This window comes from Bordetella ansorpii, assembly GCF_900078705.1.
GTDB classification, from domain to species: Bacteria; Pseudomonadota; Gammaproteobacteria; order Burkholderiales; family Burkholderiaceae_B; genus Bordetella; species Bordetella ansorpii_A.
Window position 1 is genome coordinate 437089 of the sequence record NZ_FKIF01000006.1, and the last position, 24733, is coordinate 461821.

Genomic DNA, 24733 nt, shown 5'->3' on the forward strand with positions numbered 1-24733 from the left:
TCCTTACGAGAGCCCGTTCATGCAGCGACCCTCCCTCCCGCCCCCGGTCCAGGCGCCGGGTCCGGACAGTAGCGCCAGCGTACGCGTGATGCGCTGCCTGCCCTTCCTCGAACTCATGGAACTGCTGGAATTCAGCCGCCTTCGGCTCGATCCGCCGGCCGTGGCGCCGACCCGGGCCCCAGGCATGGTGCTGGGGACGCAGGAATGGCTCTGTCCCGATGCCGCGGACGCCCTGCCCGCGACGCAAGCCTTCGACGTCTATGTCTGCTCGACGCTGGCCGCGTTGCACGATGCGGTCCTGCCGCCGGACGACACACAATTGCACTTCGACATGTCCGCCCATGCGGGGACGGCGCCGCCCGCCTCGCGGGCCCACCGTGTCCGGCTATGCGCCGTGGCATCGGCCCGGCCCAGAAGAAAGCGGACACTGCCTTACCTCCGTGTCGATCTCGGCACCCTCATCCAACGGATCGTGGTGCCGGCCAGGATGCCTGCCAACGTATTCGAACTGGTGCAGCAAGTCGTCAGGACGCGCCTTTGGATCGACGTCGCCCGAGCCTGAGGGACGCCTGGCAGGCGACCGGCGCAACGAATTGAAATCCGGGCGTGTGCGGCGAAATCCATTGAAATCCAAAAGATCGCCGCAGTAACCGCGTAGTCAGGTGCGTGCCGAGATAATGAAATCGCGCCCAGGCATCCGCTGAAAAGCCGCCGGCGGGCCGATTCTCAGGAGGACCCCGACATGAACCGCTACACGAAATTCGCCATGGCCGCCGCCGCGGCCGCCGCCGTCTCGCTGGGTACGTTCGCCGTGCCCTCGACCGCCCAGGCACAGGTTTCCGTCACGATCGGCGTGGCGCCCCCGCCGCCCCGCGTCGAAGTGGTGCCGGCCCCGCGCCGCGGCTACGTGTGGGCCCCCGGCCACTGGGAATGGCATCGCAACCGCCACGTCTGGACCCAGGGCGTCTGGCTGAAGGCCCGCCCCGGCTACGTCTACCGGGCGCCGGTCTGGCGTGAAGACCATGGCCGCTGGGTCTACGCCCGTGGCGGCTGGGACCGCGATCACGACGGCGTGCCGAACCGCCACGACCACCGTCCCGACAACCCGCATCGCTATTGACGGCTGAAACGGAAGGGGCCGCTGCATCCCGTGCAGCGGCCCCTTCCGCATTCCGATCGGCGACGCTGGCCGCCGCACTGGCCGCCGCGCTAGCCGCCGCACTAGCCGCCGCGTCCGCTCTACATCCCTTCGAACGCCGCGCGCACCAGGCGCTCGACCACGGGCGTCACCCTGCCCGCGTCGTCCTCGCGCCAGGCATACGGATGGCGCTCTTCCATGTAGGTCGACTGGCACATCTCAAGCTGGATCGCGTGCACGTCCTGCCGAGGCGCGCCGTAATGGCGCGTGATGTAGCCGCCCTTGAAACGGCCGTTGATCGCCCAGGTGTAGTCCTGGCACGCCTCCAGTTGCGCGCGGATGGCCGCCTCCATCGCGGGCGCGCAGCTCGCGCCCGCCGACGTGCCGATGTTGAGGTCGGGCAGCTTGCCGTCGAACAGGCGCGGAATCACGCTGGCGATGGAGTGCGCCTCCCACAGCATCACCTTGCCGTGCGCGGCGCGCAGGCGGTCGATCTCGGCGCGCAACTGCGCGTGGTAGGGCCGCCAATAGGCATCGCGGCGCGCGTCGCGCTCCTGCACGTCGATGGCCTCGCGGCCATCACGATACAGCGGCTGGCCATCGAAGGTATGCGTGGGACACAGGCCCGTCTTGGCCTGGCCCGGATACAGGCTTTCATCGTTGGGCGGACGGTTCAGGTCCACCACGTAGCGCGAATAGCGCGCCCAAAGGAAGGACGCCCCCATCGAACGCGCGAAGGCATACAGGCGGTCCAGGTGCCAATCGGTATCGCCCGAGCGCAGCGCCAGTTCGGTCATCGCCGGCTGCTGCGCCTCGGGAATCAGGCTGCCCAGGTGGGGGATCGAGATGAGAAGCGGCGCGCTGCCCGCTTCGAAATGGAAGGTTTCGGTCATGGAATCCTGCTGAGATGAAGCAACATCAACCCAGCATTATCCTCGCTTGGCCGCCATGGCTCGCGGCACGGCCGCGTTCCTGACGCGGCCGTGCCGGACCACCAGCAGGAAACAGCGATGCGCGGTGCCGGGCATGGGCCGATCCGTGCAACAAGGCAATCTGCGCGCGAAGTATTGTTATTGCTCGCGGAAAGGGCAATACATAGAATCGTTCGGGACGGCCGCTGAAGGCAAGCACGCGACTTCCCCGGGCGCCCGACATCGATCACACAAGGGGTAATACATATGATGGATACGACCGCCATGCCTTTTTCCGACACGCCTTTCTGGCAACTGCCCTATCCCTCGCAACGCCAGCCGGTGCTGGCCGACAACGTGGTCAGCACCTCGCAGCCGCTGGCCAGCGCCGCCGGCCTGCAGATGTACGCGCGCGGCGGCAACGCCATCGATGCCGCGCTGGCCACCGCCATCGCGCTGACGGTCGTCGAGCCCTGCATGAACGGCATCGGCGGCGACATGTTCGCCATCGTGTGGCACCAGGGCAAGCTGCATGGCCTGAACGCCTCGGGCCGCGCGCCCGCCAGTTGGGAAACCTCGCGCTTCGCGCACCTGGACGGCATGGATCCGATCGGCTGGGGCAGCGTCACCGTGCCCGGTGCCGTGTCCGGCTGGCGCGCCATCTGGGAACGCTTCGGCTCGCTGCCCTTCGAAGACCTGTTCGAGCCCGCCCTGCGCTACGCGCGCGACGGCTACCTGGTCTCGCCCACCGTGCATCGCCAGTGGGACAAGCAGGTCGGCAAGCTGGCCGGGCAGCCCGGCTACGCCGAGGCCTTCATGCCCAACGGCCGCGCGCCGCGGCCCGGCGAGCGCTTCCGCTGCCCCGGCCAGGCCGCCACGCTGGAAAGCATCGCGCGCAGCAAGGGCGACAGCTTCTACCAGGGCGAACTGGCCGCGGCCATCGCCCGGCACGCCCGCGGCACGGGCGGCTACATCACCGAGGCCGACATGGCCGCGCACCGCGCCGACTGGGTCGAGCCCATCGGCGTGCGCTACCGCGACGTCGAACTGTTCGAGATCGGCCCCAACGGCCAGGGCATCGGCGCGCTGATGGCGCTGGGCATGCTGGACAACTTCGACCTGCCCGCCACGGGCGCCGACACGGGCGCGACGATGCACCTGCAGATCGAGGCCATGCGGCTGGCCTTCGCCGACCTGCACGAGCACGTCGGCGATCCCGACCACATGCGCCTGTCCAGCGCCGACCTGCTGGACCCGGCCTATCTGGCGCAACGCGCCAAGTTGATCGATCCGCGCCGCGCGGGCGCCCCCAAGCCGGGCAATCCGCACGACGGCGGCACGGTCTACCTGACCGCCGCGGACCAGCAGGGCACGATGGTCTCGTTCATCCAGTCCAACTTCAAGGGCTTCGGCTCGGGCGTGGTCGTGCCCGATACCGGCATCGCGCTGCACAACCGCGGCTGGGGCTTCTCCACCCGCGCCAATCATCCCAACGTGGTCGCGCCGGGCAAGCGCCCCTTCCACACCATCATCCCCGGCTTCCTGATGAAACAGGGCAAGCCGCTGATGAGCTTCGGCGTGATGGGCGGCTCGATGCAGGCGCAAGGCCACGTGCAGATGGTCAGCCGCCTGGCCGACTTCGGCCAGAACCCGCAGGCCGCCAGCGATGCCCCGCGCTGGCGCGTGAAGGACGACAACGTGGGCGTGGCCGTCGAATGGAACTGCCCGGCCGACACCGTGGCGTTCCTGCGCGCCGCCGGCCACGACGTGGAAGTCTCCGAGCGCTTCGACCTGGAGTTCGGCAGCGCCCAACTGGCCATGAAGCTGGAACAAGGCGGCTATCTGGCGGCCTCGGACCATCGCAAGGATGGATATCCGGCCGGATATTGAGGCCTGAGCCCCGCCGGGCCGCAAGGGACACACCGGGCCGCGCGCCACGGAAGTGGGCCAGTGGCGCGGCCGGCCGCCGCTGTTCGCCCCGCGGCGGGCACGGCGCGCCCGGCCTGGCCCGGCAATCGCATGTCGCAAATAGCCTGACAGAGGCGCAAAGCAACGCCATGGCGTTGCTTGATTGCCACGCTACATGTCGCTTTCCTGACTATATCTTGACAGCCTTTATATACATTCTGTAATAATAACAATTCTTATTAGCAACAGTATTTCCCTCTTCTTTCACCCGCCAGAGAGCTGTACGGCGCGGGTGCCGGCGGGCCCGCCCCGCCCCCCGCAGTTCCCCAGAAATAGCCCTCGTCCGGCAACGCCGGCCGCGCTCGCGGCCCGGCGTCGTGGCGCCGTGCCCGCGCGCCCGTGACGGACGAGGCCATCGCCTCAACCCTTACCGCTGACAACGACAAAAAGGCCATCATGAAAGACCCCCGCGCGCCCAAGCGCCAATCCCTCCGTTCCCTGCGCCGCGCAGCTTCAGCACGCATGGCTGCCCGCGCCGCCATCGGCACGCTGGCCGCCGCGCCCCTGGCGCTGCCGCTGGCCGCTCACGCGGCCGAATCCACCACGCTTGCGCCCGTCGTGGTGACCGGCACCACCATGGACGACCTGCCGCCGCCCATGGCCGGCGGCCAGGTGGCCCGTGGTGGCGGCCTGGGCGTGCTGGGCACGGCGGACGTGATGGACACGCCGTTCAGCACCGTCAATTTCACCTCGCAACTGCTGGAAGACCAGCAGGCGCGCACGCTGTCGGACGTGCTGGTCAACGACTCGTCGGTACGCGCGTTGACCTCCACCAATGGCTTCAGCGAGGAATACCAGATCCGCGGCTTCTCCGTGGCCGGCGGCGACGTGGGCTTCAACGGCCTGTACGGCCTGGCCTCCGGCAACCGCGTGCCCACGGCCGTGATGGAGCGCGTCGAGGTGCTGAAGGGCCCGGGCACGCTGATGTACGGCATCAGCCCCAGCGGCGGCATCGGCGGCAGCATCAACATCGTCACCAAGAAGGCGACCGACGAGCCGATCACGCGCGTGACCGGCACCTACGAAAGCAAATCACAATTGGGCACCCACCTGGACGTGGGCCGCCGCTTCGGCGCGGACAATGCCTGGGGCATCCGCTTCAACGGCGTGTACAAGAACGGCCAGACCAACCTGGACAGCGGCTACAGCAAGTTCGGCTTCGGCGCGCTGGCGCTGGACTACCGCTCGCCCAAGCTGCGCTGGTCGCTGGACACCTACGCGCAACGCGAGGACACGGACGGCTTCCGCTCGCAGTTCGGCTTCCGCCCGACCAACACGGGCATTCCCAAGGCGCCGAGCGGCCACCGCATCGCTTACCCCGACGCCGCCTTGATGTTCCGCGACTCCACGGTCGCCACCCGCCTGGAGTACGACATCTCCGACCACGTAACGGTGTATGCGGCCGGCGGCTACCGCTATGGCCTGACCGAGCAGGACTTCCCCGCGGCGCGCGGCGTGAACGCGCCCGACATGAACGGCAACTTCCGAGTGACCAACGCGTGGTACGACGCCTACTCGCGCAACAAGACCGGCGAGATCGGTACCCGCCTGAAGTTCGATACCTTCGGCGTCAAGCATCTGGTCACGATCTCGGGCACGCGCCTGGACCAGGAAGCCGGCAATTTCTACCTGTCGGCGCCCGCCAGCGCCTCGGTGCCGTCCAACATCTACAATCCCTCGCCGCTCAATCCCATGACGGGCGAGCGCCATGGCCCGCGCAAGGCCTCTGAAACCGAACTGTCCAGCGTGGCGATCACGGACACCATTTCGTTCCTGAACGACCGTGTCCTGCTGACGGGCGGCGTGCGCCGCCAGAACGTCTCGGTGGACAACTTCAATGCCGCGGGCAGCGTCACCTCGTCGTATGACGAAAGCGCCAACTCGCCGGTGGCCGGCATCGTGGTCAAGCCGCTGCGCAACGTGTCGGTGTACGGAAACTACACCGCCGGCCTGACCCGCGGCAGCACCGCCCCCGCCACCGCCGCCAACGCCGGCGAAGTGTTCGCCCCTTACAAGTCGAAGCAGTACGAGGCTGGCGTGAAGGTCGACTGGAACCGCGCGCTGATGACCAGCGTGGCGGTCTTCCAGATCGAGCGCCCGAACGCCGTGACCGACCCGTTCACCAACGTCTACAGCATGAACGGCGAGCAGCGCAACCGCGGCCTGGAGTTGACGGCCGTCGGCGAAGTGACCCGCGGCCTGCGCCTGATGGCCAGCGCCACGTTCTACGACGCCACGCTCAGCGGCACGGCCGGCGGCGTGAACGACGGCAACGACGCCAACGGCGTGCCCAAGCGCGCCTTCAGCGCCGGCGTGGACTGGGACCTGCCCTGGGTGCGCGGCCTGGGCCTGAACGCCCGCGTCATCCACACCGCCGCCACGCCGTTCAACGCCGAGAACACGCTGGAACTGCCGTCGTGGACCCGCTTCGACGTCGGCGCGCGCTACCGCACCGAAGTGCTGGGCCGCTCGGTGGTGTTCCGCGCCAACGTCGAGAACGTGACCGGACGCGACTATTGGCTGGCCAGCGGCACCTTCGCCACGGCCGCCGCGCCGCGCACGGTCATGCTGTCGGCGCAGATCGACTTCTAAGCCCGACGGCGCCAGAAAGGCTCTGGACCGGCCGCCCCGTCGCGCTCCGCGCGGCCGGGCGGCCTTTTCATCGTCGAGCCTGGGCAGGGCATGCGGCGCCTCAGCGCATGCCCCCCGACCCCAGGATGATCTCGCCCGTCACCCAGCCGGCATCGTCCGACGCCAGATAGGAGACGATCGGCGCAATGTCCCGCACCTGGCCGATGCGGCCCAGCGGCGTCTGGTCCTCGTTCCAGGCCTGGAACCCGGAGCCCATCACCCCGGCCGCGCGGGTGCCTTCGGTCTCGACCAGGCCGGGACTCACGGCGTTGACACGGATGCCGCGCGGGCCGAGCTCGCGCGCCAGCACGCCGGTGATCGCGTCGATCGCGCCCTTCGTGCCGGTGTAGATGGCACTGTCGGCCGGATGGACACTCGTCACGTTGGAACTGATGTTGATGATGCTGCCGCCCTTGCCCAGGTGCGGCACGGCGGCGCCGGCGACCAGCAGCGGGCCGAGAACATTGACGTCGAACTGCTCGCGATAGAGCGCCTCGGTGGTCTCTTCGATCCTGGCGAACCGATAGATTCCGGAATTGTTCACCACAATGTCCAGGCGCCCGAAATTCTCGATGGCGGACCCGACCAGCGCCTGGACCTGCGTCTTGTCGGTGACGTCCGCGGCGACCGCCACCGCCCGTCCGCCCGCGGCCTCGATGTCGGCGACCACGTTGTCCGCGCCGCTCCTGCCCGAGGCGTAGTTGACGACGACCTTGGCGCCGTCGGCCGCCAACTGCCGGGCGATGCCCGCGCCGATGCCCTTGGATGCGCCCGTCACGATGGCAACCTTGTCCTTCAACTTGTTCATGTCGTCGATTCCTGATGAGGCCGCTTCGGCCGGTTCTCGAAGCCGCCATGGTGGTGCCTGCCTGGTCGTCTGGGAACTGCCATTTCTGCATGCCCGGCGTTCATTTCTGAACCATGATGCGGACACGGCGCCCCGCGCGCACCCGTCTTGGCGCCGCCGGGCAGCGCTGCTTCACTTCTGCCTAACTCTCCCTTTCTGCATTTCTAATAGCCCCGCGCCGCGTGCAGCCCCTAGGCTAGAGGGCCGGTCCCAGAGCAGGTCCGGCCATAACCCATAAACGGAGACAAGATGCACACGTTTCGCAGCCTCGCCATGCGCGCCTTCTGCGCGCTGGCAGCATGCACGGCCATTGCCCTTCCCACCGCACACGCGGCCGACGCCGCCGACTGGCCGCAAAAGCCGGTCAGCCTCTACATCGGCTTTCCGCCCGGCACCTCCACCGACATGGTGGCGCGCCTGCTGGCCGAGCAGTTCAGCAAGCGCTGGGGCCAGCCCGTCATCGTCGAGAACAAGCCGGGCGTGGGCGGCAGCCTGGGCGCGGCCACCGCCTCGCGCATGCCGCCCGACGGCTACACGCTGCTGCTGAGCGCGTCCGGCCCCATGAGCATCAACCCGCATATGTACGACAACGTGGGCTACGACAGCGCGCGCAGCTTCGCGCCCATCACGCAGACCACCTGGCTGCCCTACGCGCTGGTGGTGCGCCCGGACTTCAAGGCGAAGACCCTGCAGGAACTGATCGCGCTGGCCAGGTCGCAGCCTGGCAGGCTCACCTACGCCAGCACCGGCGTGGGCACCAACAGCCACCTGATCATGGCCCTGCTGCAATCCAAGACCGGCATGAAGCTCACGCACGTGCCGTACAAGGGCAGCTCGCAAAGTCAGGCCGACGTCATTGGCGGCAACGTCGACATGACCTTCGACACCCTGGCCTCGGAACTCACCATGATCCAGAGCCAGCGCCTGCGCGCCCTGGCCGTCAGCAAGGGCCGGCGTACCGACCTGGCGCCCGACGTGCCCACGGTGGCCGAACAGGGCTTCCCGGGCTTCGAGGTAGGAGCCTGGCTGGGGCTGTTCGCCCCCGCGGGCACGCCCGACGCCATCGTGCGAAAGGTGTTCGACACCACCCAGGCCGTCATGAAGGACCCCGAGGTGCGCCGGAAAATGACCACCATCGGTTCGGAAGTGCGCCTGAGCGAGAGCCCGGCCGCATTCGCGACTATGATGAAACAGGACTACGCCATGTGGGGCCAACTCGTAAAAGAAACAGGAGCCAAATCCCGATGAACCAACCGCATCCCCTGCCCGAACGTCCGCTGGGCATTTCCGATTCCGAATGGCAGGTGCGCGTCGACCTGGCCGCCTGCTACCGCCTGATCGCGGTGTTCGGCATGAGCGACCTGATCTACAACCACATCACGGCGCGCATTCCCGGCACCGACGACGAACTGCTGATCAACCCGTACGGCATGATGTACGAAGAGATCACCGCGTCCAGCCTGGTGCGCATCGACATCGAAGGCAACGTGCTGCACAACCCGTATCCCGAGTTCGGCGTGAACCAGGCCGGCTACGTGATCCACAGCGCCGTGCACGGCGCGCGCCACGACGTGGGCTGTGTCATCCACACGCACACCCGCGCCGGCATGGCCGTGTCGGCCATGAAGTGCGGCCTGCTGCCGCTGACGCAGACCTCGCTGCGCTTCGCCGACATCACTTACCACGACTACGAAAGCGTGGCGCTCGACCTGGACGAGCGCGCGCGGCTGGTGCGCGACCTGGGCGACAAGGAATCGATGATCCTGCGCAACCACGGCCTGCTGGTCGCCAGCGCGACCATCGCCCAGGCGTTCAACAGCATGTACTGGCTGGAGATGGCCTGCAAGGCGCAGGTCGACGCGCTGGCCGGCGGCGTCGAACTGGTCACGCCCCCGCAGGCCGTCATCGACAAGACCTGCCACCTGTACAAGCCCACCACCCGCCGCCCGTTCGGCGAGATGGAGTGGCCGGCGATGCTGCGCTACCTGGACCGCCGCGACCCGGGCTTCCGCAGTTGATCGCGCGGCGGCCGGCCTCTGGGAAATGGATGACGGCTACACTGCCTCATCGACCCTAGGCCGGAGCCGCGCATGACCTCTTTCTCTACCCGGAAGCAGATATTCGGATTGACAGGCTGGCTGGCGCTCAGCTTCGCCGCCTCGGCCCTCGGCGCCATCGCCTCGGTGCAGGCGCGCTCGTTCTACGGCAGCCTGGATCAACCCGGCTGGGCGCCGCCGGGCAGCGTGTTCGGCCCCGTCTGGACCACGCTGTACGCCCTGATGGGCATCGCCGCCTGGCTGTGCTGGCGCCAGGGCGGCTGGCGCGCGCAACGCAAGCCGCTGACGCTGTTCGTGGTGCAACTGGCCGTCAATGCCCTCTGGAGCTGGCTGTTCTTCGTCTGGCACCTGGGCGCGCTGTCGGTTGCCGACATCGTGCTGCTGTGGGTACTGATCGTGGCGACGCTGATCGGGTTCTGGCGGGCCGCGCCGCTGGCCGGCGTGCTGCTGCTGCCGTACCTGGCGTGGGTCAGCTTCGCCGGGTTCCTGTGCTATTCGGTGTGGCAGCGCAATCCGCAGGTGCTGGGGTAGCGCAGGCGCCGCGATCTGGATCTATCGCATCGCGCTGCTGGGCATCCGGCAGATCGGCAAGCTGACCCGCCCGCCGCGCGCCGGTCAGTAGCGGTAGCGCACGTTCAGCATCACGCTGCGCGGCGTGCCGTAGTAGTTCTGGCGCGTCAGGCCGCCCAGCTTGTCGTAGTACTTGCGGTCGAACAGGTTGTCCACGGTCACTGTGCCGTCCAGGTGCCGGTCGTAGCGGTAGCCCACCTGCGCGGTCACCACGGTGTAGCTGCCCTGGTCCCAGCGCGTCGTGCCGTTGGTGTAGTAGAAACCGCTGTTGTAACGCACGCCCGCGCCCACGCTGAAGCCGCGCGCCGTCTCTGCCTGGAAGGCATAGCGGCTCCACAGGTTGATGGCATGGCGCGGCGTGATGGTGCTGTAGGCCAGGCCCTTCTGGCTATCGTTGGCCTCCAGGTACTTGGTGTCGGTGTAGGCGTAGCCCGCGATCAGGTTCCAGCCTGGCAGCGGCGAACCGCTGACCTCGGCTTCGAAGCCCTGGCTGCGCACCTTGCCTGCGGCGATAGAGAACAGCGGGTTGTCCGGATCGGTCATGGCGCGGTTGCGGTCGACGATCTGGAACAGCGCAGCATGCGCGTTCACGCGGCCTTCGAGGAACTCGCCCTTCAGGCCGGTTTCCACCTGGCGGCCCTGGCGCGGCTTGAGCGTGCGGCCTTGCGCGTCGGTGCTGGTCTGCGGCTGGAAGATGCTGGTGTAGCTGGCATAGGCCGACAGCTCGGAGGTCAGGTCGGCCACCACGCCCGCGTACGGCGTGGTACGGGCATGGACGCGGTCGACGTTCTGGCTGAAGTCGCCAAAGTACGGATTATTGTTGCGCGCGTCGCTCTTCCACGACGACACCCGCGCCCCGCCAATGAGCTTGAGCCAGTCGGTGGCCTGCACGTTCAGGCGGCCATACGCGCCGACCTGGCTGACGCGGCCCTCGCTGCTGCTGATGCGCGCCATGTCGGGCTGCGCGAAGCCGGTATTGGGGTCATGGATGTTTGTCGGGAACAGCGCACCGCCGCCGTAGCTGAAATCCTTGATCGTGTAGGCGTAGTCTGCGCCCACCAGGAAACTGTGCTGGCGACCGAACAGGGTGAACGGCTGGTTGAGGTTCAAGTCCGCGCCCGTGGTCTTCCAATGGTTGCGGTACGACCAGGCGACCACATTGGTATTGCCATTCGTGGGATTGACTGCGGAGTTGGGCCAGGTGGTCAGGCGCGTGGGGTTGTCGATGTCGCGGTGGAAGACGCTGGCCTTGATGACGCCGCCGCCCCCCAGCCGGTGTTCCAGATCGGCGAACAGTTCGGTGGTCTCCTCCTCGACGCGCGCCCAGTCGGCGGACAGACTGGTCGAGCGCTTCACGTCAGGCAGGGACCCATCGGCATACAGCGGCAGGCCGAAGGCCGGACGGCTTTTCGAACGCTGGTGGGCCACGCCCGCGGCCACCGTCGTACGCGATCCCAGATCGGCCTCGACCACACCGTAGAGCGTGGGTTGGCGCATGTCCACGCCGTCTACATAGGAGCCCCGGTCGTTGTAGACCGCCACGAAGCGCCCGCGCACCTTGCCTTCGCCATCGAACGGCGTGCTCAGGTCGGCGACGGCCCGGTAGTAGTCCCACGAGCCCACGGTGGCCTGCGTCTCGAAAGCGAAGCCACTGAGCGGACGCTTGCGCACCAGGTTCACGCTGCCGGCAGGTTCGCCGGTGCCTTGATACAGGCCTGACGGGCCGCGCAATACTTCGATGCGGTCATACAGCGCCAGGTCCATGCCGCTGGACAGGTTACCCGCCCCCGCCGGATAGTTCAGGCCGTCCACCTGCAGCGTGTCCAGGGTATAGCCGCGCGAGACGAAACCGTGCAGGTCGGAGCCGCTGCTCAAGGTATCGACCGTGATGCCCGTGACGTTGCGCATGGCGTCGGCCAGCGTGTTCATGTTCTGGTCGTCCATCTGCTTGCGCGTGACCACCGACACCGATTGCGGGATCTCTCGCAGGCGCTGCGCGCCCTTGCCCACGCTGACCGCCTCGCTGGCGTAGCTGTTCGACCCTTCGGTCGTCACGGGCGCACTCGCACCCTGTACGCGTACGGGCGCCAGCAGGACGACGGCACCCGAGGGCTCGGGCTGCAGCGTGTAGTGGCCCGCGCCGCCCGTCACCGCACGAAAACCGCTGCCCAGCAGCAGATGGTCGAAACCGGCCTGCACCCCGTAATTGCCGCGCAGGCCGGCGCTCTGGCGACCCGCCAGCAAGGCCGGATCGAACACCAACTGCACGCCCGCCGTGACGGCGAACTGGGCCAGCACGTCGCCCAGCGGGCCCGCGCCGATGGCATAGCCGCGCGCGGCCTGGGCCGGTGCGGCGGCGGACTGCGCGCCCGCCAGGCTGGGCCACACGGCGGCCAGCGCCACCGCCAGTGCGCCGCCGCGCAAGAGGCGCGCGCAAGCAGGTTGGGAAACGGTGAAGCCGCGGGTCAGCGGTGCCATGTCAGGAATCCTTTCGTCTAGGGCATGAAGGCGGCGCATACGCGCCTCTATCCCCTACTCCGGACGAGACGAAAAAAGTGATCACCTGAATCGAAGATATTTTTGAAGCAGGCCGCGCAGGCCGTCGGCGCAGGCTAGGCCGCCGGCCCCACCGACACCCAATACCGGCTGAACCGCCGGACCCTCACGGGCAGTTGCGCCTGCAGCGCGGCCAGCGCCGCGTCGGTGTCGTCCAGCGACAGGGCGCCCGACACCCGCAGCGCCGCCACGTCCGGATCGCAGCGCAGCACGCCGGGACGATAGCGTCCCAGCTCTTCCACCAGGGCGTCCATGCGCATGTCACGGGCCAGCAGCATGCCGTGGCGCCACGCCAGGGCGCCTTCGTCCGCCGCCGACGGCGCCCGCACGTCGCGCCGGTCGAACTCGGCCTGTTGTCCGGCCTCCAGGCGCAGCGCCTGGCCAGCGGTGGGACGCACCCGCACCGCATGCTCGTACACCGCCACCCGCGTGCGGTCGTCCAGCAGCCGCACGGTGAAGCGCGTGCCCAGCGCCTGCGACTCGCCCTGCGGGGTCTGCACGATGAAGGGCCGGTAATGGGCGGACGTTTCGCGGGCGGTCGCCACCAGGATCTCGCCCGACTGAAGCACCACGCGGCGCTCGTTTGCGGTGTAGATCACGTCGATCGCCGTGCCGCTGTTCAGGGTCAGCAGGGTGCCGTCGTCCAGATGCAGGTCGCGCCGCTGGCCGGTGCGCGTGGTCACCTGCGCCGTCCAGGCCTGCCACGGCGTCTCGCGCCAGGCCAGCCATGCCAGCGGCCCGGCCGCGAGGCCCAGCGTCAGCAGCGCGCGCCGGCCGCGGCGTTGGAGGGTGGTGCCGCGCAACGCGCGTCCGGCCACGCTGGCAGGCACCTGGTCGAATACGCCCAGTACCGACTGCGCCCGCGCCCAGGCCTGCGCATGCGCCTCGCTGCGCGCCAGCCAGCACGCGAAATCCTGGCGCTCGGCATCGCCGGGCGCCTCGAATCGCAGCCGCACGGCCCAGTCGGCCGCCTCTTCCAGCAAGGCCTGCGGGGGCAGCGCGCCCGCCGTCATTGCGCGGCCACCATGCAGCCCACCAAGGCCTTCTGCACATGGCGCCGCACCGTGATGACCGGCTTGCCGGTATGCAGCGCGATCTCGGCCAGCGTGCAGCCGTCCAGCTGCGCCATCAGGAAGACCTCGCGCGTGAAGACCGGCAGGCCGCTCAGCATGGCGTCGATGCGCATCAATGTCTCGACGATGATCAGTCCGGCCTCGGGCGACGGCGCCTGCGGCTCGGGCAGATGCGCGATAGCCTCCAGGTAGGCCTGCTCGACGTCGCGGCGGCGCCAATGATCCACCACCAGGCCCTTGGCGATATGGGTGATGAGCGCGCGGGGCTCGTCGCGCAGGGCGGCGGCGCGCTGGGAAGCGATCAGGCGCAGGAAGGTGTCGTGCGCCAGGTCGGCGGCGTCCACCGCATTGCCCAGCTTGCGCGCCAGCCACGACTTGAGCCAGCCATGGTGTTCGGTGTAAAGATCGTGCACCGCCTGGCGCATGGTGAGTCCGCTCATGAAAGGCTCTCGGCCCGTGTCGCAAATAAGAATTAGTATCAATTCTAGCGAAATGCGGAAGGCGGCGAAAAGCGTGGACACCTTGTGTGTTGCTCGACTAGGGTTTTCCCTAGATGGATTCATGTCGATTTCGGCAACGCCGGATCGTCGTGGCTATACACCCCCCTCTTCCTGAAAGGTGAATCATCATGGCTACCGGAACCGTCAAGCTCCACCGCGTGCTGCGCGCCACCCGCGACCGCGTCTACCGCGCCTTCCTCGAACCCGACGCCGTGGCGCAATGGCTCCCCCCGTATGGCTTCACGTGCAGCGTCGAGCACATGGAGGCCAAGGTGGGCGGCACGTTCAAGATGTCCTTCCGCAACTTCGGCACGGGGCACAGCCACGGGTTCGGCGGCGAATTCCTGGAATTGATGCAGAACGAGCGGATCCGCTACACGGACCGCTTCGACGATCCCAACCTGCCTGGCGAGATCACCGTGACCGTGCAGTTGAAGGCGGTCACGGGCGGCACCGAGATGCATGTCGAGCAGGCGGGGATTCCCGAAGCGATCCCCGTGGAGATGTGCTATCTGGGCTGGCAGGAATCGCTGACCAAGCTGGCGCGGCTGGTGGAGCCCGAGATTCCGGGGTGATAGAGCCCCCGAAGATTTATCGCCGCCCAGCACGCGGCGACATACTCACAGATAAGGGCTGTCCCTCATGAAAAGAGGCCAGCCCCTTTTTATTACAAAATAATATCAAGTCAGTTAAAGAGAGCGCACCCCGTAATCCACGGATCTCTCGGTAAATAATCGCTTTCAGCTCAACCCATTGTATATACTGAGATACCAAAGAAACAATTAGAGAAAATTCATGAGTGAGTTTGATCAGATGCCTTTCGCGGCGGTGGAGTTTGCGGAGAATCCCGAGAACCGGTGTCCTTGCCTGCTGATTCTCGACACGTCCGGCTCTATGAGCGGCCGTCCGTTGGACGAGTTGAATGCCGGCTTGCAACAGTTCAAGCAAGAACTCACCGCAGATGCAATGGCATCCAAGCGGGTGGAGGTCGGCATCGTTACGTTCGGCCCGGTCCAAACCGTCACTGACTTCGTGACTGCCGATAACTTTTTCCCTCCGGTTCTGCAGGCTACCGGCGATACGCCGATGGGCGCTGCGATCGAACAAGCGCTGGAAATGATCCGGCAACGCAAAGACACCTATCGGCGCAACGGCATTTCCTACTACCGCCCGTGGGTTTTCCTGATCACGGATGGGGCTCCTACAGATTCGTGGCAACACGCCGCCGCCATGGTTCGAGAAGGCGAGGCAACTAGGAACTTCCAGTTCTTTGCGGTCGGCATCCAAGGCGCCAACATGGAGATCCTCAAGCAGATTTCCGTTCGGGCGCCACTGAACCTGAAAGGACTGCAGTTCCGCGAATTGTTCCAATGGCTGTCGAACTCGATGGGCTCCGTATCCCGTTCCACGCCGGGCGATGCCGTTCCCCTCGACAACCCCGCCGCCCCCGATGGTTGGGCCACCGTCTGATGGCTCCGGAACTGTGGCGAACAATCGCCACCTCCGTAGCTGGCACCTCGCATGCCAAGAATCAGACGCCGTGTCAGGACGCACATTTGTGGACGCTGATCGAAGGCCCTGAAGATGTGCTGGTATTGGCCGCGTCCGACGGCGCAGGTAGCGCATCCCATTCCGAGGAAGGCTCCAAACTGGCTTGCCAGGAACTCGTCGCGCGGTTTCGATGCTTCGTGGAAAGCGGCAAGGCTCTCGCATCGCTAGAACGCAATACCGTGCAATCCTGGCTTGAAGAAATCGCGGCCTTGATCAAGGCCGAGGCGCAAAGCCGCCAGTTGGCAAGCAGAGATTTCGCCTGCACGCTGTTGGCAGCAGCGATCTCCCCTACGCATGCCGCTTATGTCCAAATCGGCGACGGCGCTATCGTGGTTCGGTCTGGAGAGTTGGAGTGGGCCTATGTCTTCTGGCCCCAACACGGCGAGTACATCAACACGACCGTCTTCCTGACCGACCCCACTGCACTGAAGAACTTCCAGTTCGAATGCGCAGAGGACGAAGTCAAAGAGCTCGCTGTCTTCACGGACGGTTTAGAAGCGCTGCTGCTGCATTACGCCAGCCAGACGGTCCATAGCCCGTTCTTCAATGCCATGTTCCCCGCCCTGCGGGCACTGCCTGAATCCGGTCACAGCATCCCGCTTTCAATGAAGCTTGCCGAGTATCTGGAATCGCCAGCGATCTGCAGCAGAACTGACGACGACAAGACGCTGTTGCTGGCCTCCCGATGGCAAACACAGCAGCAACCAGACGCCTGCTGCCCGAAGTAAAAGAGCCTGCAATGAATACCCCCCGCGTTTTCGACGCATCCGGTCCCGTCCAGTTGGGCAACCTGCTCGGCAAAGGAGGAGAGGGGGCCGTTTACGAGGTGGCGAACCGGCCGGATACAGTCGCCAAAATATATCTTGGCGCCATCAGCACCGAGCGAGCAGACAAACTGGCCGTGATGCGCAGCTTGAGAACGCCCACGCTCGACGCCTTGACCGCGTGGCCGTCCGAAATCCTGCATCGCCCGGACGGTGGCACCGCCGGATTTCTGATGAGGAACATGCGGGGAACCAAGGACATACACGCCCTGTACGGCCCCAAGACGAGGCTGGCGGAGTTCCCTCAGGCAGACTGGCGCATGCTCGTTCGCACTGCGCTGAATACGGCACGCGCGTTCGCGGCATTGCATGACACGGGCTGTCTGGTCGGCGATGTCAATCACGGCGGAGTCCGAGTCGCCGCCGATGCCACGGTAAAGCTGATCGACTGCGACAGTTTCCAAGTGCGTGCGAACGGCCGCACCTTCCTGTGCGAGGTCGGCGTAGACAACTTCACGCCACCAGAACTGCAAGGCAAATCGTTCAAGATCACACCTCGCACCGCGAATCACGACAACTTCGGGTTGAGCATTCTGATCTTCCAGTTGCTCATGATGGGACGGCATCCCTATGCAGGCAGATACGCGGGCCCTGAAGAGATGCCGATCGCCAAGGCGATCAGCCAGTTCCGGTATGCCTACGCGAAGAACCAATCGGCCACGGGCATGCAACCCCCGCCCTACACGCCACCCGTCAGCATCGCATCCTCCTCCATCATGCAGCTCTGGGAGCAAGCGTTTGGAAATGGGGGAAGTGCCAGCTCAGGGCGACCGACAGCCAAGCAATGGGTAACGGCGCTTTCGGAGATAGAAAAGTCGTTTGCTCGTTGCTCAGCGAATACCGCGCATTACTACCTATCCGGATCGGGCGCATGCCCTTGGTGCGCAATCGAACGCGCGGGGATAACCCTGTTCTTGCCTCAGAACATCGGGGTTTCTTCCACTGCCACCGGCAACGGCCTGACCCCAGACGCGCTCTGGGCGCAGATCATTGCCATCGTGTCGCCAGGCCCCGCCCCCGCCGCTCCAAAGCCCGGCAACGTACCTCCCACCTCCAGTGCAGTCCAGGCCGCCCAACAGAAGCGCAAACAAACGCGCCAGGTGGGCCTGGGAGGAGGAATCGCGATTTTCGCGTTTGGGCTGGCATTACGTCCCGATCTTTGGTTCCTGTGGGCCGCTATAGCCTTCTCTGTCGCCAGATGGTTTGCCGGGCGAGGAGGAAGCGCAAGCGAAGTGCAGCCACTGCGCGACAGGTACGAGCAAGCCCGCTCAACCTATGCAGGATTGAGCAAAAGCTGGGAGCAGATATCGGCCAATAATGATTTCGACCGGAGGCTGAACGAGTTGAAGAGTCTGCATGCTGAATTCTCGCAGCTCCCAGCACAGCGCCAAAAGCGCTATCAGGCCCTGCTGCAGAATCGCGAGGCCGCAGCGTTGCAGGCATATCTTGACCAGTTTGATATCGAACACGCAGCTATTTCCGGTATCGGTGCGGCCAAAAAGGCAATGCTGGAGTCCTATGGCATCGAAACCGCCGCGGATGTGACGATGCATGCCGTGCAGCAAGTGCCTGGCTTCGGCCCTAAGCTGGCGCAGAAAATGATGGATTGGCGCCAGGACATCGAACGGGGGTTCAGATTCAATCCCAATACCGGCATAGACGCCCGCAGCCTGCAAAAGCTCGAAGCCGACATTACAATGCGCCAACATGCCATCGCCCAATCTCTCCAACAGGGGTTGGCTGATCTGAAAAAGATCAAATCCATCGTGACGACACGCCGACAACATCTGCATGCGGCGCTGCAAGACGCCGCCATGGAATTGGCGCGGGCGGATGCGGATCTATCGGTAGTGTCCTGACCCTATGTCTCTCACTAGATTTCTCTTGGTGCTTTCACTGGCCTTGATGCACGTAGATGCGCAGGCTAGCGAAATCGACTGTTCCGGTTCTCTTGAACGGATCGAGAGCATGATCTGCAGTAGCCAGGGGCTGCAGGCCCTCGATAAGGTCCTAGGGAACGAGTATCAAAAAGCCCTTAAGAGGACATCACAGCCATCGGCATTGTCTAAGGGCCAGCGCGAATGGCTGGCATCGACTCGTCAAGCCTGCATGGATCCAACGTGCCTGGTACGAGCCTACGACGCACGCATATCAACGCTGCAAGCTGTCCGAGCAGAAACAGAAATCGGTCAGAACAAAGCGGCATCGCTCTCGGAAACATCCAAGCGCGACATTCCCCCTATTCCAATACCGGTTGCACCGCCCGCGAACCCGTCTGTCTCCCGGTCGCTTCCCCAGGCTTCCTTAAACGAGGCGCAAGCCACGCCCTCCCCAAACCTGGCACCGGGCGGGCTACAGCCTGCCCCGCGCGCGGATTCGCGCGTGCCAGCAAGCCGCCCAGCGGCAGCCCTTCAAGCCCCACCCAAGCCACCTGCCCCCCAACACACCCCGCCATCGGCCACCTCAGCCACACCCTCGCACTCGAACAACCCCGAACCCAATTCAGGCGGTCTTTTCCCTGCGGTGATCGCCACAGTCCTGCTCATTGCTGCAAATGTGCTCACACCACGGCGGGATAGACGGTTTCGTACCGGATATCGGGCTAACGCCACACTGCCTGATGGGGTGAAATGGTGTTATCTGGGAGCAGCCGTGGCCACGCTGATCGCGCTTTTCTGATGGCGACGGACAGCGCACTTATGGCACCCAACCGGTGACCCGCGACGCCTGCCGTATCCAGGCACTCAGCTGAGCGTCGTCGATGACGTCGTCCTGCCGGATATCCAGGTAACGCACGCCCTCGCTCTTCGATTCGCCCGGTGGCGGCGGTTCCAGCGACGTTCCCTTGAAGAACGTCACTTTCACGTACTTGTTGAAGCAGTGGAAGGCGATGAACCAACCTTGCCCTTCGATGCCATAGAAAGGCGTGTTCCACTTCACCGCCTTGCGCACGTGCGGCACGGTGCGCACGATCAGCGCGTCCAGGTGCTCGCCGATGGCGCGCTTCCATTCGGGCATGGCGGCGATGTAGGCCTGTACCGGTGCATCGCCGTCGCCCTTGGGAGTCTGCGGGTTCCCGCCGGAAAGCAGCTTGAGGGGATTGCTGGAAGTGCTGGCGGACGCCGTTTCTGTCGTATTGGCCGCCGGCTTCGCTGTCTTGGCCGTCTTCGGCGACGTCTTGCTCGTCTGGCTGGGCATCGCGTTGGTCTCCCGGAAGTCCAGCGACAACGTTAGCCGACATCCCTTGCGTCCGGAACACCCCAGGAATGTCGTTTCCCGTCTCGCACGGCGGTTAACATCGCGCGGTCAGTCCCTGATCGGCCTGCCGATCGCCCACCCCGCACCGAGGAACGCCATGCAACCATCCGACCAAGACCTGCCCGACTGGCAGGAGGGCGAACTCCTGAAGCTGCCCATGCTCGATGGCCAGGAGTTCGGCGTGTTCGCCGACGACTACGACGATGACGACCGGCCCGACGACTACGACGCCGCCCTGAAGAACCTGCTGGCCTGCGACGTCTCGGTGCTGCAGGCCGCGCAGGACCACATCTACCGCTATTACCAGGACATGCGCGAATCCTGGGATGACGAAGACATGCCCGAGATCGCCTCGCCCGCCGACGTGTGGCGGCACATCGAATTCGGCGGCGAGATCGAACTGGGCCGCCGCGCCAAGGACGGCCTGGTCTACGCCTCGCTGACGTGCAACTGCGACTGGGAGCCCGAACACGGCCTGCAGATCGTGCTGCGCAACGGCCAGGAAGTGACCAAGATCGGTCCGTACGACGGCCACTATTCGCAGTCGGACGCGTTCGCCGACGACGACCTGGAAGGCGTGGTTTACCGGCCGTAAAGCACCGCGTTCACCTGGGCAGGGCACGTCAGCGCGCGTCGTCCTTGGCGCCGATGGCCACTAGGTGATCCAGCAGCATTCTGGCTGCGGCGGGCAGCGCCTGCACGTCGCGCATGCAGATGGCGAAGCGCCGGCGGCTCCACGCATCGGCCAGCGGCAACACCTGCAAACCATGCGCCATCGCGTACGGCGTGGCCACCTCGGCGGGCGCCACGCTGATCGCCAGCCCCGCGGCCACCACGCGGAACGCCGAATCGAAATTGCTGACCGTCATGCGGTGGCGCAAGGGCTTGCCGCAACCGCGGGCGGCCTCCTGCAGCATGCGCAGCACGGCGCTGGCGGCCGGCATGTTCACGTGCTCGTAGTCCAGCGTGTCCTCGAAGCGCACGCGCTTGCGGCGCGTCAGCGGATGGCCCGCATGCGTCACCACGGCCAGCCGGTCGCCCCGATACGGCCGCGTCTGCAGATCGCGATAATCCGCCGCGTCCCAGCAGATGCCCAGCGCCGCGATGCCCTCGCGCACGTCGCGCACCACATCCTGGCTGACGCGTTCCTCCATGTCGACGCGGATGCTGCCGTGCCCGGGCGCCTGCAGAAAGGCCGCGACGTCCTCGGCCAGCGACTCGGCCAGCACGGACGCCGTGGCCAGCACCCGCACCTGTCCCTGGATGCCACTGGCGTAGGCGGCCATGTCGCGCTCGACACGCGCCGAACTGGCCAGGATGGCGCGCGCATGTTCCAGCAGGGTCTCGCCCGCCGCGGTCGGGCTGACGCCGCGCCGCTCGCGCACCAGCAGCGGTGTGCCCACGATGTGTTCCAGTTGCGCCAGGCGCTTGCTGATCGCCGAGCCCACGATATTGGCGCGTTCGGCCGCGCGGGCGATGTTGCCGGCCTCGCACACCGTCACGTACAACCGTAGCGAAGTCATGTCGAGGTCGCGCATGGACGGCTCCTGATATTCCCAATTGGAAGTTCATACGTTCCAAAATTGCACTTGTAGCACGAACCAGAATATCTAAAACTGGGCGCTCCTTATCGCCCTGGACAGGAACGTTTCATGCCTCTCGTGCTCCCTTCGAGCGCCATCGTGCGGGAAGTCGGCCTGCGGGATGGGCTGCAGAGCCTGCCGCGGACATTGCCCACCGAACTGAAGCAACGCTGGATCCGCGCGGCCCATGACGCCGGACAGCGCGAGATCGAGGTCGGCTCGTTCGTGCCGGCGCGGCTGTTGCCGCAGATGGCCGATACCGGTGCGCTGGTGGCCTATGCGCGCACCTTGCCCGGCCTGTCGGTCTCGGTGCTGGTGCCCAATGAGCAAGGTGCCGAGCGCGCGCTGGACGCGGGCGCGCACCTGATGCTGGTGCCGCTGTCGGCCAGCCACGCGCACAGCCTGGCCAATCTGCGCAAGACGCCCGACGAGGTCGTGGCCATGGTCGGACAGATCCGCGCTCGGCGCGATGCCAGCGGGTCGCGCGCGCTGATCGAGGGTGGGGTGGGCACGGCCTTCGGCTGTACCTTGCAGGGCCGCGTTGCGCCCGGGGAAGTGCTGCGGTTGATGCAGGCGCTGCTCGATGCCGGCGCCGACCGCGTCAGCCTGGCCGACACCGTGGGCCAGGCCAATCCGGCCTCGGTATACCGCCTGTTCGAATCCGCCCGCGCCATCGCCGGCGACAGGCTGTGCTGCGCGCACTTCCACGACACGCGCGGCCTGGCGCTGGCCAACGCGCTGGCCGCCTTGCAGACGGGCGTGAACCGCTTCGACGCCTCGCTGGGCGGCATCGGCGGCTGTCCCTACGCGCCCGGCGCCAGCGGCAATGCCGCCACGGAAGACCTGGTGCACATGCTGCAAAGCATGGGCGTGGCCACTGGACAGGACACGGCCGCCTTGCTGGCATTGCGCGCCGAACTGCAATCCCGGCTGGGCGATACGCCCATGCATGGCTCGCTGTGGCGCGCCGGCCTGCCCCGCCGCATCGACACGGATCTGGAGATCCCCACATGACCCACGAAACATCCCCCCCGCAACGCCCCCTGCCCCTGGCCGGGCTGCGCGTGGTCGAATTCACCCACATGGTGATGGGCCCCACCTGCGGCATGGTACTGGCCGACCTGGGCGCCGAAGTCATCAAGGTCGAGCCCGTGCAGGGCGACCGCACGCGCCACCTGCTGGGCGTGGGCGCGGGCTTCTTTCCCATGTTCAACCGCAACAAGCAAAGCATCGCGCTGGACATCCAGAGCGAGGAAGGCGCCGAGGCCGCGCGGCGGCTGGCCGCCAGCGCCGACGTGGTCGCCGAGAACTTCCGGCCCGGCGCCATGGCCAGGTATGGACTGGACTACGCCAGCTTGTCGACGCGCAACCCCAAGCTCATCTATGTCAGCCACAAGGGTTTCCTGCCCGGTCCCTATGCCCTGCGCACCGCGCTGGACGAGGTCGTTCAGATGATGGGCGGGCTGGCCTACATGACCGGCCGGCCCGGCGATCCGCTGCGCGCGGGCACCAGCGTCAACGACATCATGGGCGGCATGTTCGGCGCCATCGGCGCCCTGGCGGCGCTGATCCAGCGCGGCATCACGGGCCGCGGGCAGGAAGTGCAGTCGGCGCTGTTCGAGAACAACGTCTTCCTGGTCGGGCAGCACATGCTGCAGTACGCCATCACCGGACAACCCTCGGCGCCCATGCCCGACCGCGTGTCCGCCTGGGCGCTGTACGACGTGTTCACGGCACGGGACGGCGAGCAGATATTCCTGGCCGCCGTCAGCGACGCGCAATGGAACACCTTCTGCGACGCCTTCGGCTTCGGCGACCTGAGGGCCGATCCGGCACTGGCCACCAACAATGCCCGGGTGCGGGCGCGGCCCACCCTGTTGCCGGACCTGCGCGCGCGGCTGGCCGAGTACGACGCCGCCGAACTGGCCCGGCGCTTCGAGGCGGCCGGCCTGCCCTACGCGCCCATCACCAAGCCCGAGGCGCTGTACGACGATCCGCACCTGCGCGCCACGGGCGGCCTGGCCGACATCCGCCTACCTGACGGCGACAAGGCGGGACAGACCGTGGGCACCGCCCTGTTCCCGCTGCTGATGGACGGCGCGCGGCTGGGTGTGCGCAGCGACCCGCCCACGCTGGGCGCGCACACGGTGCAATTGCTGGGCAAGCTGGGCTACACGGATCAGGAAATCGAGGACATGCAGGCGCGCGGCACGATCCGCTGACCACGACGCCGCATCGTAGTACCCATAACAACGAGGAGACAACATCATGGAAATGCCGGATGCGGGCCTTGCCCGCCGCAGGCTGCTGGGCGCGTTGGGTGCGGCAGGCGCCGCCGCGCTGGGCGCGCCGGGGCTGTTGCGCGCCCAGGGCGACCGCCCGATCAAATTCATCCTGCCCGTGGGCGTCGGCTCGGGCGTGGACACCATCACGCGCTCGGCGGGCCCGGCGATGTCGGCCGCGCTGCACCGCACGGTGGTGGTCGAGAACCAGCCCGGCGCGGGCGGCATCGTCGGCACCTCGGCGCTGGTGCGCGCCGCGCCCGACGGCGACACGCTGGGCATGTTGTCGAACAACCACGTGATCTTCCCCAGCGTGTACCGCTCGCTGCCCTTCGATCCCATCGCGGACATCACGCCGATCAGCATGGTGGGCATGACGCCCTTCCTGCTGGTGGTCAATCCGCGCAAGCTGGCGGCGCGCGATGCGAAGGCGCTGGCGGCGGAACTGAGAAAAGCGCCGGACAAGTACAACTACGCCTCGTCGGGTAATGGCACCATTCTGCAACTGGCGGCCGAGATGTACCTGCAGCAGGCCGGCGTGCGCGTGCGCCACATTCCGTACAAGGGCGTCGGGCCGATGATGACGGACCTCATGGGCGGCCAGGTCGACCTGGGCGTGCTGTCGCTACCGTCCGTGCTGCCGCACATCAAGAGCGGCGCGCTGGCGGCCGTCGGCGCCTGTGGCGCCTCACGCATGGCGGGATTGCCCGATCTGCCCACGTTGCGCGAACAGGGCATGCCCGACTACGAGATCGGCGGCTGGTTCGCGGTGGCCGGGCCGGCCAGGCTGCCCGCGGCCATCACGCAACGCGTCTACGAGGCGCTGAAGGTGGCCTTCGCCGCGCCCGACGTGAAGGCCGCCATGGCCACGCAGGGCAACACCATCCTGCTGATGCCGCCCGACCGGACCGCGGCGTACTTCCGCTCCGAAATGAAGCGGTACGCCTCGGTGGTGAAGGGCGCGGGGCTGGAGCCGATGTAGTC

The 24733-nt window shown here is 66.5% G+C and carries 23 protein-coding genes; 16 read left to right on the forward strand and 7 right to left on the reverse strand.

Translation table 11 applies throughout. The features are described from left to right. Positions 1-19: 19 nt before the first annotated feature. Complete coding sequence (locus A6745_RS12340; RefSeq protein WP_066127440.1) at positions 20-562, forward strand: hypothetical protein; 543 nt, start codon at positions 20-22, stop codon at positions 560-562. A 180-nt stretch (positions 563-742) separates the two neighbouring features. Next, the gene (locus A6745_RS12345; protein ID WP_066127442.1) at positions 743-1120 is read left to right on the forward strand and encodes a YXWGXW repeat-containing protein; all 378 of its coding nucleotides are present in this window, start codon (positions 743-745) and stop codon (positions 1118-1120) included. Between the two features lie 119 nt (positions 1121-1239). Here the strand turns inward: A6745_RS12345 and hutG are convergent, their stop codons facing one another. Beyond that, on the reverse strand, positions 1240-2031 hold the full coding sequence (hutG, locus tag A6745_RS12350; RefSeq protein WP_066127444.1) for an N-formylglutamate deformylase: 792 nt from the start codon (positions 2029-2031) through the stop codon (positions 1240-1242). Between the two features lie 303 nt (positions 2032-2334). On the opposite strand from hutG, the gene A6745_RS12355 reads away from it, so the two are divergent. After that, positions 2335-3939, forward strand: a complete 1605-nt coding sequence (locus A6745_RS12355) for a gamma-glutamyltransferase family protein (protein WP_066127447.1) — start codon at positions 2335-2337, stop codon at positions 3937-3939. Between the two features lie 474 nt (positions 3940-4413). Next, positions 4414-6609 (forward strand): TonB-dependent receptor, encoded by a 2196-nt coding sequence (locus tag A6745_RS12360; RefSeq protein WP_066128792.1) that lies wholly within the window; start codon positions 4414-4416, stop codon positions 6607-6609. Positions 6610-6709: 100 nt separating this feature from the next. On the opposite strand, the gene A6745_RS12365 is transcribed toward A6745_RS12360, so the two are convergent. Further along, positions 6710-7456, reverse strand: coding sequence for an SDR family NAD(P)-dependent oxidoreductase (locus A6745_RS12365; RefSeq protein ID WP_066127449.1), 747 nt, complete (start codon positions 7454-7456; stop codon positions 6710-6712). 288 nt (positions 7457-7744) lie between these two features. On the opposite strand from A6745_RS12365, the gene A6745_RS12370 reads away from it, so the two are divergent. The 3 genes from A6745_RS12370 (at position 7745) to A6745_RS12380 (ending at position 10083) form a co-directional block, all read left to right on the forward strand. After that, positions 7745-8743: a Bug family tripartite tricarboxylate transporter substrate binding protein gene (locus tag A6745_RS12370; protein ID WP_066127451.1), complete on the forward strand. Its 999-nt coding sequence runs from the start codon at positions 7745-7747 to the stop codon at positions 8741-8743. After that, positions 8740-9513 carry a class II aldolase/adducin family protein gene (locus A6745_RS12375; RefSeq protein WP_066127454.1) on the forward strand — a complete coding sequence of 258 codons (774 nt, stop codon included), beginning with the start codon at positions 8740-8742 and terminating at the stop codon, positions 9511-9513. The genes A6745_RS12370 and A6745_RS12375 overlap by 4 nt, the downstream gene beginning before the upstream one ends. Before the next feature lie 72 nt (positions 9514-9585). Then, positions 9586-10083 carry a TspO/MBR family protein gene (locus A6745_RS12380; protein ID WP_066127457.1) on the forward strand — a complete coding sequence of 166 codons (498 nt, stop codon included), beginning with the start codon at positions 9586-9588 and terminating at the stop codon, positions 10081-10083. An 84-nt stretch (positions 10084-10167) separates the two neighbouring features. Here A6745_RS12380 and A6745_RS12385 read toward each other — a convergent pair whose 3' ends face one another. The 3 genes from A6745_RS12385 to A6745_RS12395 all read right to left on the reverse strand — a co-directional run bounded on the left by A6745_RS12385 (position 10168) and on the right by A6745_RS12395 (position 14191). Beyond that, the gene (locus tag A6745_RS12385) at positions 10168-12600 is read right to left on the reverse strand and encodes a TonB-dependent siderophore receptor (protein WP_231885984.1); all 2433 of its coding nucleotides are present in this window, start codon (positions 12598-12600) and stop codon (positions 10168-10170) included. Between the two features lie 134 nt (positions 12601-12734). After that, positions 12735-13691 (reverse strand): FecR domain-containing protein, encoded by a 957-nt coding sequence (locus A6745_RS12390; protein WP_066127459.1) that lies wholly within the window; start codon positions 13689-13691, stop codon positions 12735-12737. Further along, the gene (locus tag A6745_RS12395) at positions 13688-14191 is read right to left on the reverse strand and encodes a sigma-70 family RNA polymerase sigma factor (protein ID WP_066127462.1); all 504 of its coding nucleotides are present in this window, start codon (positions 14189-14191) and stop codon (positions 13688-13690) included. The genes A6745_RS12390 and A6745_RS12395 overlap by 4 nt, the downstream gene beginning before the upstream one ends. Before the next feature lie 188 nt (positions 14192-14379). Between A6745_RS12395 and A6745_RS12400 the strand changes: the two genes are divergently transcribed. From A6745_RS12400 to A6745_RS29695, 5 genes are all read left to right on the forward strand, one after another. Continuing rightward, positions 14380-14826, forward strand: a complete 447-nt coding sequence (locus A6745_RS12400; RefSeq protein ID WP_066127464.1) for an SRPBCC family protein — start codon at positions 14380-14382, stop codon at positions 14824-14826. 220 nt (positions 14827-15046) lie between these two features. Continuing rightward, positions 15047-15721, forward strand: a complete 675-nt coding sequence (locus A6745_RS12405) for a vWA domain-containing protein (RefSeq protein WP_066127466.1) — start codon at positions 15047-15049, stop codon at positions 15719-15721. After that, a complete protein-coding gene (locus A6745_RS12410; RefSeq protein WP_066127467.1) occupies positions 15721-16530 on the forward strand; it encodes a PP2C family serine/threonine-protein phosphatase in 810 nt (269 codons plus the stop codon). The genes A6745_RS12405 and A6745_RS12410 overlap by 1 nt, the downstream gene beginning before the upstream one ends. 11 nt (positions 16531-16541) lie before the next feature. Beyond that, positions 16542-18485 (forward strand): helix-hairpin-helix domain-containing protein, encoded by a 1944-nt coding sequence (locus A6745_RS12415; RefSeq protein WP_066127469.1) that lies wholly within the window; start codon positions 16542-16544, stop codon positions 18483-18485. 46 nt (positions 18486-18531) lie between these two features. Beyond that, positions 18532-19305, forward strand: coding sequence for a lysozyme inhibitor LprI family protein (locus tag A6745_RS29695; RefSeq protein ID WP_407922735.1), 774 nt, complete (start codon positions 18532-18534; stop codon positions 19303-19305). A gap of 18 nt (positions 19306-19323) precedes the next feature. Here A6745_RS29695 and A6745_RS12420 read toward each other — a convergent pair whose 3' ends face one another. Then, on the reverse strand, positions 19324-19824 hold the full coding sequence (locus A6745_RS12420; protein WP_066128798.1) for a DUF1801 domain-containing protein: 501 nt from the start codon (positions 19822-19824) through the stop codon (positions 19324-19326). 157 nt (positions 19825-19981) lie between these two features. On the opposite strand from A6745_RS12420, the gene A6745_RS12425 reads away from it, so the two are divergent. Next, the gene (locus A6745_RS12425; RefSeq protein ID WP_066127471.1) at positions 19982-20479 is read left to right on the forward strand and encodes a DUF6985 domain-containing protein; all 498 of its coding nucleotides are present in this window, start codon (positions 19982-19984) and stop codon (positions 20477-20479) included. 28 nt (positions 20480-20507) lie between these two features. Here A6745_RS12425 and A6745_RS12430 read toward each other — a convergent pair whose 3' ends face one another. Then, complete coding sequence (locus A6745_RS12430; protein WP_066127473.1) at positions 20508-21422, reverse strand: LysR family transcriptional regulator; 915 nt, start codon at positions 21420-21422, stop codon at positions 20508-20510. A gap of 114 nt (positions 21423-21536) precedes the next feature. Between A6745_RS12430 and A6745_RS12435 the strand changes: the two genes are divergently transcribed. From A6745_RS12435 to A6745_RS12445, 3 genes are read left to right on the forward strand one after another with little or no spacing between them, the layout of a single operon-like run. Further along, positions 21537-22481 carry a hydroxymethylglutaryl-CoA lyase gene (locus A6745_RS12435; RefSeq protein ID WP_066127474.1) on the forward strand — a complete coding sequence of 315 codons (945 nt, stop codon included), beginning with the start codon at positions 21537-21539 and terminating at the stop codon, positions 22479-22481. Further along, positions 22478-23689, forward strand: a complete 1212-nt coding sequence (locus A6745_RS12440; protein WP_066127477.1) for a CaiB/BaiF CoA transferase family protein — start codon at positions 22478-22480, stop codon at positions 23687-23689. The genes A6745_RS12435 and A6745_RS12440 overlap by 4 nt, the downstream gene beginning before the upstream one ends. Before the next feature lie 46 nt (positions 23690-23735). After that, complete coding sequence (locus tag A6745_RS12445; protein WP_231885986.1) at positions 23736-24731, forward strand: tripartite tricarboxylate transporter substrate-binding protein; 996 nt, start codon at positions 23736-23738, stop codon at positions 24729-24731. Positions 24732-24733: the final 2 nt, after the last annotated feature.

Coding starts and splice junctions, on each gene's coding strand:
- A6745_RS12340 (WP_066127440.1), top strand. CDS start 20: ATGCAGCGACCCTCCCTCCCGCCCCCGGTCCAGGCGCCGGGTCCGGAC.
- A6745_RS12345 (WP_066127442.1), top strand. CDS start 743: ATGAACCGCTACACGAAATTCGCCATGGCCGCCGCCGCGGCCGCCGCC.
- hutG (WP_066127444.1), bottom strand. CDS start 2,031: ATGACCGAAACCTTCCATTTCGAAGCGGGCAGCGCGCCGCTTCTCATC.
- A6745_RS12355 (WP_066127447.1), top strand. CDS start 2,335: ATGCCTTTTTCCGACACGCCTTTCTGGCAACTGCCCTATCCCTCGCAA.
- A6745_RS12360 (WP_066128792.1), top strand. CDS start 4,414: ATGAAAGACCCCCGCGCGCCCAAGCGCCAATCCCTCCGTTCCCTGCGC.
- A6745_RS12365 (WP_066127449.1), bottom strand. CDS start 7,456: ATGAACAAGTTGAAGGACAAGGTTGCCATCGTGACGGGCGCATCCAAG.
- A6745_RS12370 (WP_066127451.1), top strand. CDS start 7,745: ATGCACACGTTTCGCAGCCTCGCCATGCGCGCCTTCTGCGCGCTGGCA.
- A6745_RS12375 (WP_066127454.1), top strand. CDS start 8,740: ATGAACCAACCGCATCCCCTGCCCGAACGTCCGCTGGGCATTTCCGAT.
- A6745_RS12380 (WP_066127457.1), top strand. CDS start 9,586: ATGACCTCTTTCTCTACCCGGAAGCAGATATTCGGATTGACAGGCTGG.
- A6745_RS12385 (WP_231885984.1), bottom strand. CDS start 12,600: ATGGCACCGCTGACCCGCGGCTTCACCGTTTCCCAACCTGCTTGCGCG.
- A6745_RS12390 (WP_066127459.1), bottom strand. CDS start 13,691: ATGACGGCGGGCGCGCTGCCCCCGCAGGCCTTGCTGGAAGAGGCGGCC.
- A6745_RS12395 (WP_066127462.1), bottom strand. CDS start 14,191: ATGAGCGGACTCACCATGCGCCAGGCGGTGCACGATCTTTACACCGAA.
- A6745_RS12400 (WP_066127464.1), top strand. CDS start 14,380: ATGGCTACCGGAACCGTCAAGCTCCACCGCGTGCTGCGCGCCACCCGC.
- A6745_RS12405 (WP_066127466.1), top strand. CDS start 15,047: ATGAGTGAGTTTGATCAGATGCCTTTCGCGGCGGTGGAGTTTGCGGAG.
- A6745_RS12410 (WP_066127467.1), top strand. CDS start 15,721: ATGGCTCCGGAACTGTGGCGAACAATCGCCACCTCCGTAGCTGGCACC.
- A6745_RS12415 (WP_066127469.1), top strand. CDS start 16,542: ATGAATACCCCCCGCGTTTTCGACGCATCCGGTCCCGTCCAGTTGGGC.
- A6745_RS29695 (WP_407922735.1), top strand. CDS start 18,532: ATGCACGTAGATGCGCAGGCTAGCGAAATCGACTGTTCCGGTTCTCTT.
- A6745_RS12420 (WP_066128798.1), bottom strand. CDS start 19,824: ATGCCCAGCCAGACGAGCAAGACGTCGCCGAAGACGGCCAAGACAGCG.
- A6745_RS12425 (WP_066127471.1), top strand. CDS start 19,982: ATGCAACCATCCGACCAAGACCTGCCCGACTGGCAGGAGGGCGAACTC.
- A6745_RS12430 (WP_066127473.1), bottom strand. CDS start 21,422: ATGCGCGACCTCGACATGACTTCGCTACGGTTGTACGTGACGGTGTGC.
- A6745_RS12435 (WP_066127474.1), top strand. CDS start 21,537: ATGCCTCTCGTGCTCCCTTCGAGCGCCATCGTGCGGGAAGTCGGCCTG.
- A6745_RS12440 (WP_066127477.1), top strand. CDS start 22,478: ATGACCCACGAAACATCCCCCCCGCAACGCCCCCTGCCCCTGGCCGGG.
- A6745_RS12445 (WP_231885986.1), top strand. CDS start 23,736: ATGGAAATGCCGGATGCGGGCCTTGCCCGCCGCAGGCTGCTGGGCGCG.